We start from the raw sequence: 16,266 nt of genomic DNA, 5'->3' as shown, positions 1-16,266 counted from the left end.
TGGTGCCGCGTCTACCATCCGCCGCTCGTTCCTCGCGGCTCCCGCCAGGCCCGCCACGACGCGGCACCACCACCCACCCCGCCCGGCGTCGTCCCACCCTGGTCCCTGCTCACCCGGGCGACCGGAGCTCTCCGCTCATGACCACGGTTCTTTCTCGGGGACCGGGGTTTTCGGTGGACCAGGGTTCTATCTCGGCGGACCAGGGCTCTGTGTCGGCGGACCAGGGTTCTATGTCGGCGGATCACGGCGGGACGACGCGCCTCCGACACGAAGCGCGGTTCTTCCTCGCGGCCACGTGGAGCGGGCCCGAGACGCGTCGAGCCCGGTCCCCTCGGGAGGGGCCGGGCTCGACGGCGGGTCGGCGCGTCAGGACGCGCGCGACGTCACTTCTTGTTGCGACGCTGGTGACGCGTCTTGCGAAGCAGCTTGCGGTGCTTCTTCTTGGCCATGCGCTTGCGGCGCTTCTTGATGACGGAGCCCATACGGTCCTCGCAATGCTCGAACGGCGTGTCGGTCGGCGACCGGTCGACCGGCCGCGTGTGGTCCACGGTTGATCGGGGCGCCCGGCGACCACGAGGGCGCCGCGAGCCGACCAACACGAGAGAAATCCGCCCCCTAGACTACCCGCTCGCGCTCGTGCCCTGGTACGCCGTCGTTCGCGAGGGCCGACGGCCGCTCCCCGGGGTCGCGCATCGGCTGCCCGCCGAGCTCGGAGTCCGCCGGCGTCAGGTGGGTGGTCGGCCCGTCAGGGTGGCAGGCACGGCGGGCCTGGCACGCCTCGGCGCGGTGGTGCTCGGCGCAGACGTGCGTGACGCCCGACGAACCGTCGGTTCTGCCGCGTCCGTTCTCACTCGTGCTCGTTCGGAGTGGTCGCACGCGCTGCGAGGGCGGTGCGGGGCGCGTGACGGCTCGACCGGTGCTGCCACGCCTTCAGCACCGCGGTCGCATCCTTGCTGAGCCCTCCTCCGAGGAGCATGCCGATGGCGATCGCGAGGAGCGAGCCCAGCGTGGCCATGATCGTGTGAGCAGCACCTGCCGTTCCGGACGCGGCCTCGGTCAGCCCGATGAATCCCATGGAACCGGGCACGAGCAGCCAGTATGCCGACGTGAGCATGATCGAGGGTGGTGGGGCACCCGGGGTCCGAGCGACGAGATAGACGGCGGGGACGACCACCAGAGCGCCTACGAGCCCGGAGAGCTCCGCCCCGAGCAGGAGGTTGCCCAAGGACTGGGCGGCGTACGCGACCACGAGGGCGTAGAGGATCCAGACGAGCGACCCCCGTGGGGCGGACTCGAACATGTAGTAGCCCAGGCCTACGAGGAGGAGTCCGCACCACGGGGCCCATGCTCCGAGCTGGCTCCCGCTGCTGCTCGTCGCCGTCCCCTCGATCACCGACAGGCCGGCGAAGACTCCGAAGGTGAGCAGGCCGAGCCGCGCGATCCCGTAGACCAGTCGGCTTGCGCCCGCCATGACCTGGCCCGAGGTGAGCTCCACGGCGGCGATCGTCAGAGTGAGCCCGGGCAGGAAGGACACCAGTGATGGGGCGACGAGGCGTAGGGAGTTGTCGTCGACGAGCGGTCGGGCGACGAGACCGACGAGGACCGTGACCGTGAACGCGGTGAAGACCGGGAGGATCAGTGCGAGGGTCGAGATCCGCGACCCGTACAGCACGATCGTGCCGACCACGACGCCCAGCACGGCGTAGACCGGCAGAGCGCTGAGCGCGGGATTGACGACGAGCCCGAAGCCGAGGGTCAACAGCGTGTGCCCCAGCACCGTGAGGAACGGGCCGAATCGTGGGCTCTTGGCGGTCACCTCGGCGATCTGCGCGATGACGTCGTCCGGGGGCGGCTGCTCCGCGAGCGCGTGTCGCACGATGTGGTCGATCGCGCCGACCTGGTCGAGACGCAGAGGTTCGCCCTCCGCCGGGAACACCGCGGTCTGTGGCGGCGTCGTCGTGGGGTCCTCGATGAGGATGAGCGTCGGGAGGACGAAGACACGGAGCTCGGGTTTGCCGTATCGCGACGCGAGCTCGTTGAGCGTGTCCTGCACGTCGTTGGTCGCGCTCGTGGAGGCGAGCAGGGCGGCGCCGACCGCGCCGAGCAGTCCCGGCAGGCCAGGCTCTGGCTTCAGAGCGCGCTGCGTCGACTGACGGTCGCCGAGCGCGCGCAGCGATCGCAGGGCCGCGACGACTCGATCCGTGATGCCCTCCCGAGGTGCGTCGGTCACGGGATCGCGCGCCTTCCGCCACCGGCACCGCTCGACGAGAACGCGGCGCCGTCCGGGCCGTTGACGTTCACGGGCTCATCCAGCCGTCGTCGAGACCACCGGCGTGGCCACGGTGGTCGGCGCGCACGGCAAGGAGACGAGAGGGAACACGGTGACCACTCCAACCTCGACCGGAGTCGGACGGCGCTTCGCGGGCTTCGATCCTCTTGCTACCACGGTCGCTCCCAGGAGCACGTCGAAGCCCGTGCCGCACAGCGGGTGATCGTGCGGGTGATTTCTCGGTCCCGGCGACCGGTGCTCGGGCGAGATTCCGCGTCCGCGCGCCCACCGTGCTGCGTGCCGTCGAGCCGACGTCAGTCGAAGTGCGGGTCGAGGCCCAGGAGCGGGAAGACGGCGCGGCGCGTGGCCGCGACGGCGCGGTCGACGTCGTCGTCCGGGTCGTAGCCGCTGCTCCAGCGCCGCACGTCGACCGGCGGGCCGAACGCGAGCGGGGCGTCGAAACCGGCGACCTCGGCGACGCGCGCACGCCACTCCGCCGGCAGGGGCTCGCCCGCGGTCACGGGCCGGTGCACGACCTCCCCCACGACGGCCGACCACACGAGCGGCACGACGCGCGCGATCGCGTACCCGCCGCCGCCGAGCGCGAGCCATCGTCCGTCGGCGAGCTCGTGCGCGAGGTCGTGCACCCAGGTGAGTGCGGTGCGCTGCGCGTCGACGGACACGTCCAGGTCGGACAGCGGGTCCTCGCCGTGCGCGTCGCACCCGTGCTGGGTGACCAGGACCTCGGGCCGGAACGCGCGCAGCACGGGCGGCACGACGGCGTCGACCGCGCGGAGCCAGCGTGCGCCGTCCGTGCGGCGCGGGAGCGCGACGTTGACCGCGGTCCCCTCGGCCCCGGCGCCCCCGACGTCGGTCGGGTGACCCGTCCCCGGGAAGAGCGTCGCCCCGCTCTGGTGGACGGACACCGTGAGCACGCGCGGGTCGTCCCAGAACGTCTCCTCCACGCCGTCGCCGTGGTGAGCGTCGAGGTCCACGTACGCGACGCGCGCGACGCCGTCGTCGAGGAGGCGGCGGATCGCGACCGCCGCGTCGTTGTAGACGCAGAAGCCCGACGCCGCGCCCGCCTTCGCGTGGTGCATTCCCCCCGCGACGTTCACGCCGTGCGCGACACGTCCCGCGGCGATCTCCCCGGCCGCCGCGTACGAGCCGGCGACGATCCGGGCCGCGGCCTCGTGCATCCCCGCGAACACGGGGTCGTCCTCGGTGCCGAGCCCGCGGGCCGGGTCCGGCGTCCCGTGCTCGGACGCCGCGCGCACGGCTGCGACGTACTCGGCGTCGTGCACGAGCTCCAGCACGTCGTCGCTCGCGGGCTCGGGTCGCAGGACCGCCGGCGCCACGTCGCCGTCGAGCAGGCCCAGCGCGCGCACCAGGCCCATGGTCAGGTCGAGCCGGGCGGGGGCCATGGGGTGGCCGTGGCCGAAGTCGTAGCCGAGGAGCTCGGGGCTCCACACGACGCACGAGCCGGGCGCCGCGGCACCCCCGCCGGTCGGGGCGGGCGGCGACGAGGGGTCGGGCGTGGGCATGGCTCACCGTAACGCCCGACGGCGCGTACCGGCCCCGGTGGCCGGTCCCCGGACCCCGGTGCGGCGTCGGGGCGCGGGAGCGGGCATGATGTCCCGGCGCCGGAGCGGCGACATGACGGGCCACCGGGCCCGTGGCAGAGTGACGCGAGTGGTGAGGGAGGCTCCATGCCGACGAGCATGACCGGGCGCCTGTTCCGGGGGCGGGAGATCGTCGACCGCCTCGCCCGGCAGTCGCCCGCACGCCTCGCCGTCACGGTCTTCGCCGCGGTCATCGCCGTCTTCACCGCCCTGCTCATGGCGCCGTGGGCGACGGCGAGCGGACGCGCGGCCCCGTTCGTCGACGCGCTGTTCACCGCGACGTCCGCGGTGTGCGTGACGGGCCTCGTCGTCGTCCCGACCGGGACGTACTGGTCGACGTACGGGCAGGTCGTCATCCTGCTCGGCATCAAGATCGGCGGCCTCGGCGTGATGACGCTCGCGTCGATCCTCGGCATGGCCGTGTCGCGGCGCATCGGCCTCACGCAGAAGCTCCTCACGGCGTCCGAGACCAAGACGACGCGGCTCGGCGAGGTCGGCTCGCTCGTGCGGGTCGTCATCATCACGTCGACGTCGCTCGAGCTGCTCATCGCGCTGCTCCTCCTGCCCCGCTTCATCGTCCTGGAGGAGACGTTCGGGGAGGCCGCCTGGCACGGGATCTTCTACGGCATCTCGGCGTTCAACAACGCCGGCTTCATCCCCACCGAGCAAGGGCTCGCACCCTACGTGGGCGACTGGATGCTGTGCCTGCCGATCATCCTCGGCGTGTTCATCGGCTCCCTCGGCTTCCCCGTGATCCTCAACGTCATGCGCAACCGCAAGCGCGTCGCGAAGTGGAGCCTGCACACCAAGCTCACGCTCACCACGAGCGCGGTGCTCGTCGTCGTGGGCACCGTCCTCTTCGCCGCCTTCGAGTGGACCAACCAGCGCACCCTCGGGCCGCTCGACCTCGGCGAGAAGCTCCTCGCGTCGTTCTTCGCCGGCGTCATGCCTCGCTCGGGCGGCTTCTCCACCGTGGACACCGGCGGCATGCACGAGGCGAGCTGGCTCATCACCGACGCCCTCATGTTCGTCGGCGGCGGCTCCGCGTCGACCGCGGGCGGCATCAAGGTCACGACGCTCGCCGTCATGCTCATCGCGATCGTCTCCGAGGCGCGCGGCGACCGGGACATGGACGCGTTCGGGCGCCGCATTCCGCGCGACACGCTGCGGCTCGCCGTCGCCGTCTCCTTCGTCGGTGCGACCGCGGTCCTGCTGGCGAGCCTGCTGCTGCTCGAGATCACCGGCGAGACGCTCGACGTCATCCTCTTCGAGACGATCTCGGCGTTCGCGACGGTGGGCCTCAGCACCGGCATCACGCCCGACCTGCCCGACGCGGGCAAGTACGTGCTCGTCGCGCTCATGTTCGTGGGCCGCACGGGCACCATGACGTTCGCCGCCGCGCTCGCGCTGCGCGACCGCCGCCGCATCGTGCGCTACCCCGAGGAGCGCCCCATCATCGGGTGAGCGACCCGGCTCGGCGGCGCGCACGCCGTCGGGCACCCCCCGCACCGACTCTCCGGACCGACGAAAGGCCCCACCGTGACCGACCCCTTCACCCGCGCCGCCGACGGGAAGGACGCCCTGCCCGCGGACCCGGTGGCGCAGCGCATCGTCGAGCGTGGCCGCGCCGAGCGCGCGCGCCGCGACGAGGCGAAGGCGCCGCGCAAGGACGCGGGCGTCCTCGTCATCGGTCTCGGTCGCTTCGGGACGGCCATCGCCGCGACGCTCGACCGCCTCGGCCAGGACGTGCTCGCCGTCGAGCGCGACCCCGAGCTCGTCGCCCAGTGGAGCGGCCAGCTCCCCCTCGTCGAGGCCGACGCCTCCAACCCGGTCGCCCTGGAACAGCTCGGCGCACGCGACTTCCCCGTCGCCGTCGTCGGCGTGGGCACGTCGCTCGAGGCGAGCGTCCTCATCACGGGCAACCTCGTGGACATGGGCACGCCGCAGATCTGGGCCAAGGCCATCTCGGCCGAGCACGGGCGCATCCTCCAGCGCATCGGCGCGCACCACGTCGTCTTCCCCGAGGCCGACGCCGGCTCGCGCGTCGCGCACCTCGTCTCCGGCAAGCTCCTCGACTACATCGAGGTCGAGGACGGGTTCACCATCGTCAAGATGCGCCCGCCCCGCGAGGTCCAGGGCTTCACGCTCGCGCAGTCCAAGGTCCGCGAGCGCTACGGCGTCACCGTCATCGGCGTGAAGTCTCCCGGCGAGGACTTCCTCTACGCGACCCCCGAGACCCGCATCAGCGCCAACGACCTCCTCATCGTCTCGGGTCACGCCGACCTCCTGGAGCGCTTCGCCGCCCGCCCCTGACGGGACCGACCGGACGGTCAGGACGGTCAGTCCGGCGGGCGGTGCAGGAGGAACAGCCCGCGGTGGAGGGGACGGTCGCGGCGCTGGTCGTCGGTCGCCACGTACTCGTCGAGGACGGCGAGGATGCGCCGGTCGAGCTCCGCGAGGTCGTCGTCCGAGAGGTGGAGGCGGAAGGCGGCCGACGTCGTGACGGCGTCGGGACCGGCGGCGAGGGCGTCGTCGAGCGCGGCGGCGACCGGGCCGAACCGGACGTCGGGCGCGGTGCCGCGCAGGGGGTCGTCGAGCCACCAGGTCGCCCCCGTCGCGCGGTACGGGCGTTCGAGCGCGCCCCCGGCGCCGGTGCGCACGTCGGCGGGCTCGAGCAGGCCCGCCCGGACGAGGAGCCGGACGTGGTGGAGGGCGGTGCCGGGGGCGACGCCGAGGTGGTCGGCGAGCTCCTTGTTGGTCATCTCGCGCGTGCCGCACTGCCGCACGATGCGCTGGCGCAGCGGGTGGGCGAGAGCCTTGGCCTCGAGCGCCGTGGGCGGGCGGCGTCCGGGCACCCCCGACGGCGTCGCGCCCCGGCGGGGTGCGGGGTCCTGGGACGTGGGCCCGGCGCTCATGGCACCCATCGTACGTTCGAGCGATCGAGATACACCGATCGATTGGGATTTCTCGATCGCTGTGCCATGCTGGGCGTCATGGCCTCCAGACCCCGCCGACGACGCCCGGCCGGCACGGCCCTGGGAGCGCCGTTCCGGCGTCTCTGGACGGCGTCCGCGGTGTCCAACCTCGCGGACGGCGTGCTCAAGGTCGCGCTGCCGCTCGTCGCGGTCCGGTACACCGACTCCCCCGCGCTCGTCGCCGGGCTGACGTTCGCCCTCACCCTCCCCTGGCTCCTCCTCGCGCTGCCCGCCGGGGCGCTCGCCGACCGGCTCGACCGCCGCCACGCGATGGTCGGCGCCAACGCGGCGCGTGCGCTGCTCGTGGCCGCGCTCGCCGTCGTCGCGCTCGTTCCGGACGCCGGGAGCATCGCCGTGCTCTACGTCGTCGCGTTCGGCGTCGGTGTCACGGAGACGCTGTACGACACCGCGGCGCAGTCGATCCTGCCGCAGGTCGTCCCGCGCACCGCGCTCCCCCGGGCGAACGGGCGCCTGTACGCGGCGGAGCTCACCGCCAACCAGTTCGTCGGGCCTCCGCTCGGCGGGCTGCTCGTCGCGGCGGGCGCGGCCGTGGCGTTCGGCCTGCCGGGCGCGCTGTGGGCGCTGGCCGTCGGGCTCCTCGTCGGCCTGCCGGGCTCGTACCGTCCCGAGCGCACGACCCGCACGACGCTGCGGGCCGACGTCGCGGAGGGCCTGCGCTTCCTGTGGCACGACCGGATCCTGCGCACGCTCGCCCTCATGGTCGGCGGCATCAACTTCGCGAGCAACGCCGCGTTCGCGATCTTCGTGCTCTACGCGGTCGGTCCCGACTCCTCGCTGGGACTGTCCGAGCCCGCGTACGGCGTGCTGCTCACGACGACCGCCGTCGGCGCGTTCGCCGGCTCCTTCGTCGCGGAGCGCGTCGTCGCGCTCGCCGGCCGGGCGCGCTCGCTCGCGCTGACCGTGCTCAGCACGGTCGCGCTGGTGGGCGTCCCCGCGGTGACGACGAGCGCGTGGGTGATCGGCGCCGTCTACGCCGTGGGCGGTGCGGGGATCGCCGTGTGGAACGTGGTCACCGTCTCGCTCCGGCAGCGGATCACGCCCGACGCGCTGCTCGGCCGCCTCAACTCCTGCTACCGGCTGGTCGCGTGGGGGACGATGCCGCTCGGCGCGGCGGTCGGCGGTCTGCTCGGCGAGGCGTTCGGGCTGCGGAGCGTGTTCGTCGTCATGGCGGCCGTGTCCGCCGCGACGCTCGTGGGCATGCTCGTCGTGGACGACCGCGCGATGGACGCGGCCGAGCGTGCCGCCGACGAGCGTGCCGGCGCCGGGGACCGGACGGCCGGGCCCACGGGGGACCCCGCAGTCCAGGACTGAGTCGCGCGCCGTCCCCGCCCGGTCGCGCGGACCGTCCTCCCCGGCGACGGTCAGGCGGGCCGGTCCCCGTGCGCCCGGCGGCGCAGCACGGCACCGGCGGCGACCGCCAGGCCCGCGAGCGCCGCGGCCCCGACGAGCCCCGTGCCGGTGGTGGCGAGGCCGCCCGGACGCGGCGACGCGGAGGTCCCGCCGCCCGTCGTCCCACCCGTGCCGGTGGACGGCGTACCGCCGGGCTCCTCGGGCTCGCCCGGTGCCGCGAGGACGACGAACGGCTCGGACAGCACGGCGTCACCACCGCCCCGTGGGACGAGACGCAGGTGGTGCTCGCCGGGCGCCGTCCCGGCCGGGATCCGCGTCACGAGCTCGAACGCGCCGTCGGCGTCCGTGGTGACCGTGCCGAGCAGCACGGGCTCGCTCTCGAGCCAGACCTCGTAGGTGGTGTGCGGCGCGAGGCCGGTCCCGCGGACCACGATCTCGCCGCCGACGACGAACGGGCCCTCGCCCACGACGACCACGCGCGGGCCCGCGGGCACCTCGCGCTCGGTGATCTCGACGCTCACGCGGACGCCGTCGGCCGGGTCCGGGGACGCGACGGCGAGGGCGGCGGCCGAGGCCGCTCCGGCGGGGACGAGGAGGGAGCCGGAGATCGCGAGGGCGGCGAGCAGCCTGCGGGTGGTCGTCACGCGATGAACCTCTTCGTCCGGCCCGGGGTGGGCGTCGCAGGGCCCCCCCGAACCCGGCTGGACGATCGTCCAGCCGCGAACATCTTGCCATCTTGGACGCGTGAACTGAACAGCCGTCCAGGTTGTTCACCCGCGGGATCCGGCCCACCCCGCAGAACGCGGTTCGGCCCCCGCCGCTCCGAGGAGCGACGGGGGCCGAACCGGACCCGGGCGGTGCCGGCACACCGCCCGGGGGTCTGTGGTCGCCTCGCGGTGCCGGGGCTCTACCTCGGCGTCAGCCGCAGTCGAGCGCGTCGAACGGCGCGTCGACCGTGGCGGTCACCTCCTGGGGTCCGTCGGGGCCGTCGACCGTGGCGGTCCCCGTGACGGTCGCGGTGCCGGCCGGGGCCGACGTCTGGCGCGTCGCGAACGACTGGTAGGCGTTCTTGCCGGGCGCCACGTCGGCGAACGTCCTCTCGCCGTACGGCGTCGAGAGCGACACCGACACCGGGACGTCCTCGCCGTTCGTGACGCGCACGGCGACGTACGCCCTGCCCGCGAGGCACCGGGGCGACACCTCGACCGCGAGGTCCAGCTCCGGCTCGCCACCCAGCGCGGGCAGCACCACCTGCTGACGCGCCTCCTCGTTGCCGGCCGCGTCGGTCGCGGCGAACTCGATGACCTGCGGCTCGTCGGTGAGCGCGCGCGTGAACGGCTCGGTGTAGGTGCCCCAGAACGTTCCGGGGCCCTCCCACTGCACCTTGTCCACGCCCGAGCCCGCGTCCGTCGCCGCGAGCGTGATCTCGACGCTGCTGCCGACCTCGCGCAGCGTCGCGACCGTCACCGGCGCCACGGTGTCGACGCGCAGCTCGCGCGAGCCCGTGCCGACGTTGCCCGCGGCGTCCGTCGCGCGGACCTCGACGGTGCGCACGCCGTCGTCGTCGACCGCGAACGGACCGTCGTAGGGAGCCCACGCGCCGCCGTCGACCGAGACCTCGACCACCGGGGCGGGGTCGCGGTTGTCGGAGGCCACGACCGTGACGGTCGGGTGCTGGACGTACCAGCCCGACGTCGCCGGGCCGGGCTGCGCCGTGACGGTCACGGTCGGCGGCGTCGTGTCCTCACCCGTGTCCGGAGCGACGACGAACACGACGGCCTCGGCCGGCACGTCCGTCCCCTCGACGTCGCCGTCCACGAAGAACAGCCCGTCGGGCTCGGCGTAGTCCGCCGGGTCGACGGCGTCCCACGTCACGGGGATGCGGCTGTCCTTCGACGCGTCCTCGTACTCGGCCGTGACGGTCGCCGGGAGCGCCGGGGCGGTGCCCGCGAGCGTCACGACGCTCACGTTGTCGACCGCCGTGATCGCACCCGGCTCGCCGTCGCGCACGTGCACCGTGCCGCGCACCGGCTCGACGAGCTCGTCCGACGTCCCGCTGACCTCGAACGCGCCCGCCGCGGCGACGTCCTCGGCCGCGACGTCCTCCCAGTCGACCGCGACCGACTCGACCCGGCCGTCGGTGAAGATCGCGTCGATCTCGGCCGGGAGGTCGGGCAGGACGCCGACGTCCGTGGGGATGTGGACGGGCGAGTAGTCGATCGGCCCGTTCGGGTCGACCGGCTCGGGCTCCTCCACGCCGCCCGTGCCCCAGACCTCCCACTCGGAGACCCCGACGGCCGAGTACGTCGTCGCCGTGGTCCCCCGCAGCGCGTCGAACGTCGCGCGCAGGCGCGTCGTGGTGACGGCGTCGAACGTCGTCTCGTTGGTCTCGAGGCGCTCGGTCGGGTAGCCGCTCGGGTTCGGGACGTCGACGAACGCGCCGGCGTCCGCGTCCCAGTACTGGAGCTTCCACGACGCCGGGACGCGCACGTTGTCGCCGTTCGCGTCGGTACCGTCCGACCAGAACCGGACGACGGAACGGTCCACGGTGACCGGCGCCGGCCAGGAGTACTCGAGCCACTGCGTCGCGGGGCGGTCCCCGCTCCACGTCGCCCAGGTCGCGTCGTGCGCTCCCCCGGTGCTCACGCCGGCGCCGTCGTTCACCGCCTCGACCTTGTTCCACGACGCGGTGTAGCTCGCCTCCGGCGTGCCGAGCAGCGCGACGTTCGACGGCGCCTCCTCGGCCGCCGCGGTCAGCCCCTCGGCGCCCGGACCGCCGACCGCGGCCCACGCCCCGACGCCCGCGCCCGTGAGGGCCAGGGCGAGCGCGGTGGTCGTGGCGACCACGCGCCGTCGGGCCCGCGGCGCCGGCGGCTGGTCCCCGAGCGGGAGGAGCACGGTCGAGCCCGCACCCCGCGGTGTGGTGGTGCGCGCGCTCATGCCAGCCTCGCCTTCCCCGCCGTGACCAGGACCTTCTGACCGTCGCGGCGGCTCAGCAGGCCCTCCGCGGTGAACTGCTCGACCGTGCGCCGGACCTTCTGGAGGAACGCGGCGCGGTCGGCGAAGCCGCCGTCGCCCCACACGACGTCCAGGAACGTCGTCCCGTTCGGCCGCGCGGCGTTGGCGACGCCGCTGTCGAGCCCCGCGAAGACCACGCGCGGCTCCGAACGCTCGACGTACATGTGGTACTGCGTGTCGTCGCCCGACCACGCGGGCTCGAACGTCAGGTCCCCGAGGCGGAAGTACCCGTTCCCGAGGTCGGTGAACGCGCCCTCGAGCGTGCCGTCGAGGCCCATGTGAGCGTAGAGCGACAGCTTGAGGTACTCACGCGACGCGCTGCGCGCGAGCAGGACGGTCGGCCCGTGCTCGATGCTCTGGATCGCGGGGTTGTCGATCGTCGGCACGGCGCGGATGCTCAGCGGCATCGTCACCTCGACGACGTCGCCGGGCGACCACGAGCGCGACACGCTCACGTACGTCCCCGGCACGGCGTCGAGCTCCTGCTCCACCCCGTTGACCGTCACCACGAACCCCTTGCGCACCCAGCCGGGCACGCGCAGGCGCAGGTCCAGCTGCCCGGAGCCGTTCACCGTCAGGCGGGTCGCGCCGACCTTCGGGTACTGCGTCTCCTGGACGACTTCGAAGCCCTTCTCCTCCCACGTCAGGGTGGAGGCGAGGTAGAGGTTGACGTACAGCACCTCGCCGTCGACGGACCGGAAGTAGACCGAGTCGCGGTACTTCACGTGGTTCTCGAGCCCGGTGCCGCCGCAGCACGTGCCGGTGTTGCCGTACTCGCGGCGCGTGCCCGGGTTGACGCCGTACATGTACGTGACGTCGGGGCTCGTCGTGGACTGCGTGTTCTTCTTCGAGCCGACGATGTGGTTGAGCAGCCCGCGCTCGTAGTACTCCATGTACTTCGGGTCGAGCGAGTGGAAGTACAGCAGCCGCGAGAGCTTGAGCATGTTGTACGTGCCGCACGTCTCGGCGTTGCGCGCACCGATGTCGCCGGCGACCGTGCTCGGCGGTCCGAACAGCTCGCCCTCGCCGTGCCCGCCGTGCGCGTACGTGCGCCCGGGCACGACCATGCCCCAGAAGCCCTCGACCGCCTTGAGGTACCGCTCCTCGCCCGTGAGGTCGTAGACCTTGAGGTAGCCGGGGAACTGCGGGATGTGCTGGTTCGCGTGCTTGCCGTTGAGCGTGTCGGTGCCCGCCGCGCTCGCGTCGACGAGCGTGTTGAGGTCGAACAGCTTCGCGGTGGCGACGTACGTGTCGTCGCCCGTGATCGACGCGATGTCGGCGAGCACCTCGTTCATGCCGCCGTACTCGCCCGCGATGTAGATGCCCCACATGCGGTCGAGCTGGGCCTGCGGCAGCACCGAGAGCCGGCTGTGCACCCACGCGGCCATCGACGACGCGATCTCGAGCGCCTGGTCGTTGCCCGCGAGGCGGTAGGCCTCGAGCAGACCGGCCATGATCTTGTGGCACGTGTAGTACGGCGCCCAGATCTCGCCGTACGGCGCGTACTTCTCGAGCTGGCTGAACTGCCACTCGCCGTAGGCGGCGAGGAACCCGGGGTGGCTGAACCGACCCATGGCCGCGAGCGCCGTCTGGACCTCGCCGAGCCCTTCGACGATCTGGTCCACCTTGTCGCGGAACACCGTCTCGCCCGTGCTCGCGTACGCGAGGGACACCATGGACAGGAAGTGCCCGCCGTAGTGCCCGCGCAGGAGGTTGGCGGTCTGGGTGTTGGCACGGCCCGGGTAGTCGTCCGGGCCCCAGGGCTGCTCGTTCGCGTGGCCGAAGCCCTCCCAGCCGCCGGGCGCGGACGCGCCCTTGGTGTCGAGCCCGGCGTTGCGCCGGAACACCGCGAGGATGCGGTCCACGGGGTACTCGCGCGCGAGGTGGAGGATCTGGTCCTGCGAGCGCGTCGCGACGCTCGGGGCGAGCGTCACGTCGGACATGGGGAACGGCTCGGCGGCCCAGCCGTCGAGGGTGACCGAGCGGTCGAGGGACCGCAGGAAGGCCCGGCTGACGGGCGGTCCGCTCGGGACCGTCAGCGCCGGGACCGGCGGCGCGGCGAGCGCGCTGCCGCCGCCCGCGAGCGCGACGGCGCCGGTCGCCCCGGCGGCCAGCGCCCCGAGCCGCAGGACGGCCCGTCGCGAATAGCTGGTGTCGTGCACGTGCATGAGCTGTCGCTCCTTCTCACTCGTCGTCGAGTGGTGGAAGCGTCGTCGGCGGCAAGGAGGGAAGCCCCGCGTCCGACGCTCGTGCTTGTTCCGCCCGGCCGCCACGTCGCCGAGGTAGAGCTCTGGTCCGTCGAGGGAGAGGCGTGGTCGTGACCACGCCTCTACCTCGCGGTACCTGGCCTCTCCCTCGGCGGGGTGCGACCTCGCGGGTCTCAGGCGCAGTCGAGCGCGTCGACCTGCGCCTCGCGCGTGGTCGTCACCTCCTTCCCGTCGAGGGTCGCGACGCCGGTCACCGTGACGGTCCCGGCCGGGACCGCCGTCGCCCGGGCCGCGAAGGACTGGTAAGCGTTCTTGCCGGGCGCCACGTCGGCGACGGTCTTCTCGCCGTACGGCGTCGTGAGCGTGACGGTGACGGGGACGTCCTCGCCGTTCGTCGCGCGGACGGCGACGTACGCCTTGCCCGCGAGGCAGCGCGACGTCGCCTCGACCGCGAGGTCGAGCTCGGGCGCAGGCGGCTGCTCGCCGTACGCCGCGAGGAGCGCGGCGTGCTCGGCGGCCGTGATCGGCAGGACCGTGCCGTGCCGCGGGCTGCTCGGGAGGTGGGCGTCGACGGACGTCCACACGCCCGAGTCGAGGTCGGTGGACTCGAGCGGCAGGTAGCCCTGCCCGCCGTGGTAGCTCGGCTGGTCGACGAAGAGGTACCACTTCTCCTCGGTGTTCGACTTGAAGACGGTCGGCCCCTCGCCCGCGGTGAGCGTGCCGCCCCACGGGTTGGGCTGGCCGTAGCCGATCTTCTCGGCGACGAGCTCCCAGTCGGTCGAGCGCAGGTCCGTCGACTTCTCGAGGCGCGGGATCATGTACGCCTCGTCCTTGGTGAAGCGGTAGTACGTGCCGTCGTGCTCGACGATCGACGAGTCGATCATCCCGAGGCCGTTGCCGCGCTTCTCGTCGATCCACACCTGCGGCTCGGAGAACGTCACGAAGTCGCGCGTCGTGGCGTACATCATGCGCTGGTAGGAGTCGGCGATGCGGCGCCCGTCGGTCGACGTCGTGGGGTAGAGCGCCGAGGCCCAGTAGACGATGTACTCGCCGCGCTGCGCGTCCCAGAACGCCTCGGGCGCCCAGGTGTTGCCCGCGTACGCGCTCGAGACGGTGACCATGCGCTGCTCCGACCAGTGCACGAGGTCGGTCGACTCCCAGATCATCAGGGCACGCGACCCGCGCTCCTGCGCGTTGCCGAAGTCGTTGCCGCCGTAGATGCGCAGGTCCGTCGCGAGGAGGAAGAACCGGTCGCCCTCCGGGGACCGGATGATGAACGGGTCGCGCAGGCCTTTCTCGCCGAGAGTCGAGGTGAGCACGGGCTCGCCGTCGTTGAGCTCCACCCAGTCGAGCGGGTCGTTGCCGTTGCTCGCGCTGAAGTAGACCGACTCGCCGTCCGGGGTGCTCTCTCCCTCGAAGTACGGGAAGAAGTAGCCCTCGTAGTCGGCCTCCGCGGGCAGCGGCCGGACGGTCGCGTCGTAGGTGTGCGTCGCGGTCGCGCCGTCCTTGGTCGCGGTCACGGTGAGCCGCACGACGGCGGCCGGCTCGCCGTGGGCGGGCCGCGTCACCTCTCCCGTGGCCGAGACGACCGCGGGGTCGGAGCTCTCCCACGTGAGGGCGGAGCCGTTCGCGCCGTCGGCGGGCAGCGTGAGGTTGCCGCGCACGTCGTCGAGGTGCGGCACGACGACGTGGCTCGCGTCCCACGCGACCGCCTCGGCGGGCGCGAGGTGCGCGAGGACGGTGACGTCGAACTGCGCGGTGCGCGCGACCGCTCCGCGCGTGACGAGCGCGGTGAGCGTCACGGTCGCGTCGTCCTCGCCCGCAGCGGGCCGCGTGACCTTCCCCGCGGCGCTGACGACGCCCGCGTCGGACGAGGTCCACGTGACGAGCGAGCCCTGCGCGCCCGTGGTGGGCAGCGCGAGGTCCGCGGTGACGGCGCTCGTGTCGCCGAGGTCGAGCGCGGCGAGGTCGGCGTCGGCGGCCGCCGTGGAGGTGGCCGCGGCGAGCTCGCCCGCCTCCGCTGCGGTGAGCGCACGGTCGTAGAGGCGGAAATCGCGTACCTGGCCCTTGAGGTAGCGGTCGCCGGAGTACAAGGAACGGCCGACGTAGTTCGCGGTCGTCTGCCCGCCACCGATCTGGCCGGGGTCGGTCGTGACGTTCGTGGCCTGCCCGACCTGCACGCCGTCCTCGTAGAGCGTCGCGGTCGTGCCGGTGAGCGTGTACGTGAGCGTCTTCCAGACGCCGCGCTGCAGGTTGGATCCCTTGGTCACGGTCTGCTCGGTCGACCAGTTCCCGGTGGCGATCGACGTGCGGTACGCGTTGCCGGTCGTGAACAGGTAGCCGTTGCCGTTGGAGCCGCTCGTGTTCCCGAGCCCGTAGACGAAGTACGGCGTGCCCTGGTCCTCGCTCACGAGCACGTCGAGGCTCACGGTGACGTCCGTGAGCCCGGCGAGCAGGTGGTCGGGCAGGTCGACGTAGTCGTCGGTCCCGTCGAGCGTCGTGCCGTCGGCGGTCGCCGTGCCGCCCACCAGGGTCGCGGGGCCGAAGGACGAGCCCTCGGCGCGGTTCGCCGTCGTGCCGCCGGTCGTGCTCGCGGCGTCGAGCGGGTACCACGCGACGAGCCCGTCGTCGGTGGGCCCGCCGACGTCTGCCGCGGCGGGGGCCGCGACGGCGGCGGCGAGCGTCGTGGCGGCGAGCGCCCCCACGAGCCCGGCGGCGAGCGCCGAGCGTGCTCGGTGTGTCAGTTCCATGTGTCCTCTCCTCGTCGAGATGCAGGTCGTGCTCGCGAGGTAGAACCCTGGTCC

The 16,266-nt window shown here is 73.2% G+C and carries 11 protein-coding genes; 3 read left to right on the top strand and 8 right to left on the bottom strand.

The window, feature by feature from the left end; genetic code table 11:
• Positions 1 to 383: 383 nt before the first annotated feature.
• From JN535_RS19905 to JN535_RS19895, 3 genes are all read right to left on the bottom strand, one after another.
• A complete protein-coding gene (locus JN535_RS19905) occupies positions 384 to 482 on the bottom strand; it encodes a 30S ribosomal protein bS22 (protein WP_003792170.1) in 99 nt (32 codons plus the stop codon).
• 365 nt (positions 483 to 847) lie between these two features.
• A complete protein-coding gene (locus JN535_RS19900) occupies positions 848 to 2,230 on the bottom strand; it encodes a threonine/serine exporter family protein (RefSeq protein ID WP_205207539.1) in 1,383 nt (460 codons plus the stop codon).
• 353 nt (positions 2,231 to 2,583) lie between these two features.
• Positions 2,584 to 3,813: an acetoin utilization protein AcuC gene (locus JN535_RS19895; protein WP_205207538.1), complete on the bottom strand. Its 1,230-nt coding sequence runs from the start codon at positions 3,811 to 3,813 to the stop codon at positions 2,584 to 2,586.
• Positions 3,814 to 3,978: 165 nt separating this feature from the next.
• Here JN535_RS19895 and JN535_RS19890 point away from each other — a divergent pair, with 165 nt between their 5' ends.
• Both JN535_RS19890 and JN535_RS19885 read left to right on the top strand, forming a co-directional pair.
• A complete protein-coding gene (locus JN535_RS19890; protein ID WP_205207537.1) occupies positions 3,979 to 5,355 on the top strand; it encodes a TrkH family potassium uptake protein in 1,377 nt (458 codons plus the stop codon).
• A gap of 144 nt (positions 5,356 to 5,499) precedes the next feature.
• Positions 5,500 to 6,204, top strand: coding sequence for a potassium channel family protein (locus JN535_RS19885; RefSeq protein ID WP_205207542.1), 705 nt, complete (start codon positions 5,500 to 5,502; stop codon positions 6,202 to 6,204).
• A 26-nt stretch (positions 6,205 to 6,230) separates the two neighbouring features.
• Here JN535_RS19885 and JN535_RS19880 read toward each other — a convergent pair whose 3' ends face one another.
• Positions 6,231 to 6,806 carry an ArsR/SmtB family transcription factor gene (locus tag JN535_RS19880; RefSeq protein WP_205207536.1) on the bottom strand — a complete coding sequence of 192 codons (576 nt, stop codon included), beginning with the start codon at positions 6,804 to 6,806 and terminating at the stop codon, positions 6,231 to 6,233.
• A gap of 78 nt (positions 6,807 to 6,884) precedes the next feature.
• Between JN535_RS19880 and JN535_RS19875 the strand changes: the two genes are divergently transcribed.
• Positions 6,885 to 8,198, top strand: a complete 1,314-nt coding sequence (locus JN535_RS19875) for an MFS transporter (protein ID WP_205207535.1) — start codon at positions 6,885 to 6,887, stop codon at positions 8,196 to 8,198.
• 50 nt (positions 8,199 to 8,248) lie between these two features.
• On the opposite strand, the gene JN535_RS19870 is transcribed toward JN535_RS19875, so the two are convergent.
• The 4 genes from JN535_RS19870 to JN535_RS19855 all read right to left on the bottom strand — a co-directional run bounded on the left by JN535_RS19870 (position 8,249) and on the right by JN535_RS19855 (position 16,212).
• Complete coding sequence (locus JN535_RS19870) at positions 8,249 to 8,881, bottom strand: hypothetical protein (protein ID WP_205207534.1); 633 nt, start codon at positions 8,879 to 8,881, stop codon at positions 8,249 to 8,251.
• Positions 8,882 to 9,155: 274 nt separating this feature from the next.
• Positions 9,156 to 11,177 carry an Ig-like domain-containing protein gene (locus JN535_RS19865; RefSeq protein WP_205207533.1) on the bottom strand — a complete coding sequence of 674 codons (2,022 nt, stop codon included), beginning with the start codon at positions 11,175 to 11,177 and terminating at the stop codon, positions 9,156 to 9,158.
• Positions 11,174 to 13,423: a glycoside hydrolase family 127 protein gene (locus JN535_RS19860; RefSeq protein WP_205207532.1), complete on the bottom strand. Its 2,250-nt coding sequence runs from the start codon at positions 13,421 to 13,423 to the stop codon at positions 11,174 to 11,176. Before JN535_RS19860 ends, JN535_RS19865 begins: the two co-directional genes overlap by 4 nt.
• A 212-nt stretch (positions 13,424 to 13,635) precedes the next feature.
• The gene (locus JN535_RS19855; protein WP_205207531.1) at positions 13,636 to 16,212 is read right to left on the bottom strand and encodes an immunoglobulin-like domain-containing protein; all 2,577 of its coding nucleotides are present in this window, start codon (positions 16,210 to 16,212) and stop codon (positions 13,636 to 13,638) included.
• Positions 16,213 to 16,266 lie beyond the last annotated feature (54 nt).

Source organism: Cellulosimicrobium cellulans, assembly GCF_016921195.1.
GTDB lineage: Bacteria > Actinomycetota > Actinomycetes > Actinomycetales > Cellulomonadaceae > Cellulosimicrobium > Cellulosimicrobium cellulans_F.
The sequence above is the reverse complement of the archived record's forward strand: the minus strand, read 5'-3'. Positions and strand labels throughout refer to the sequence as shown.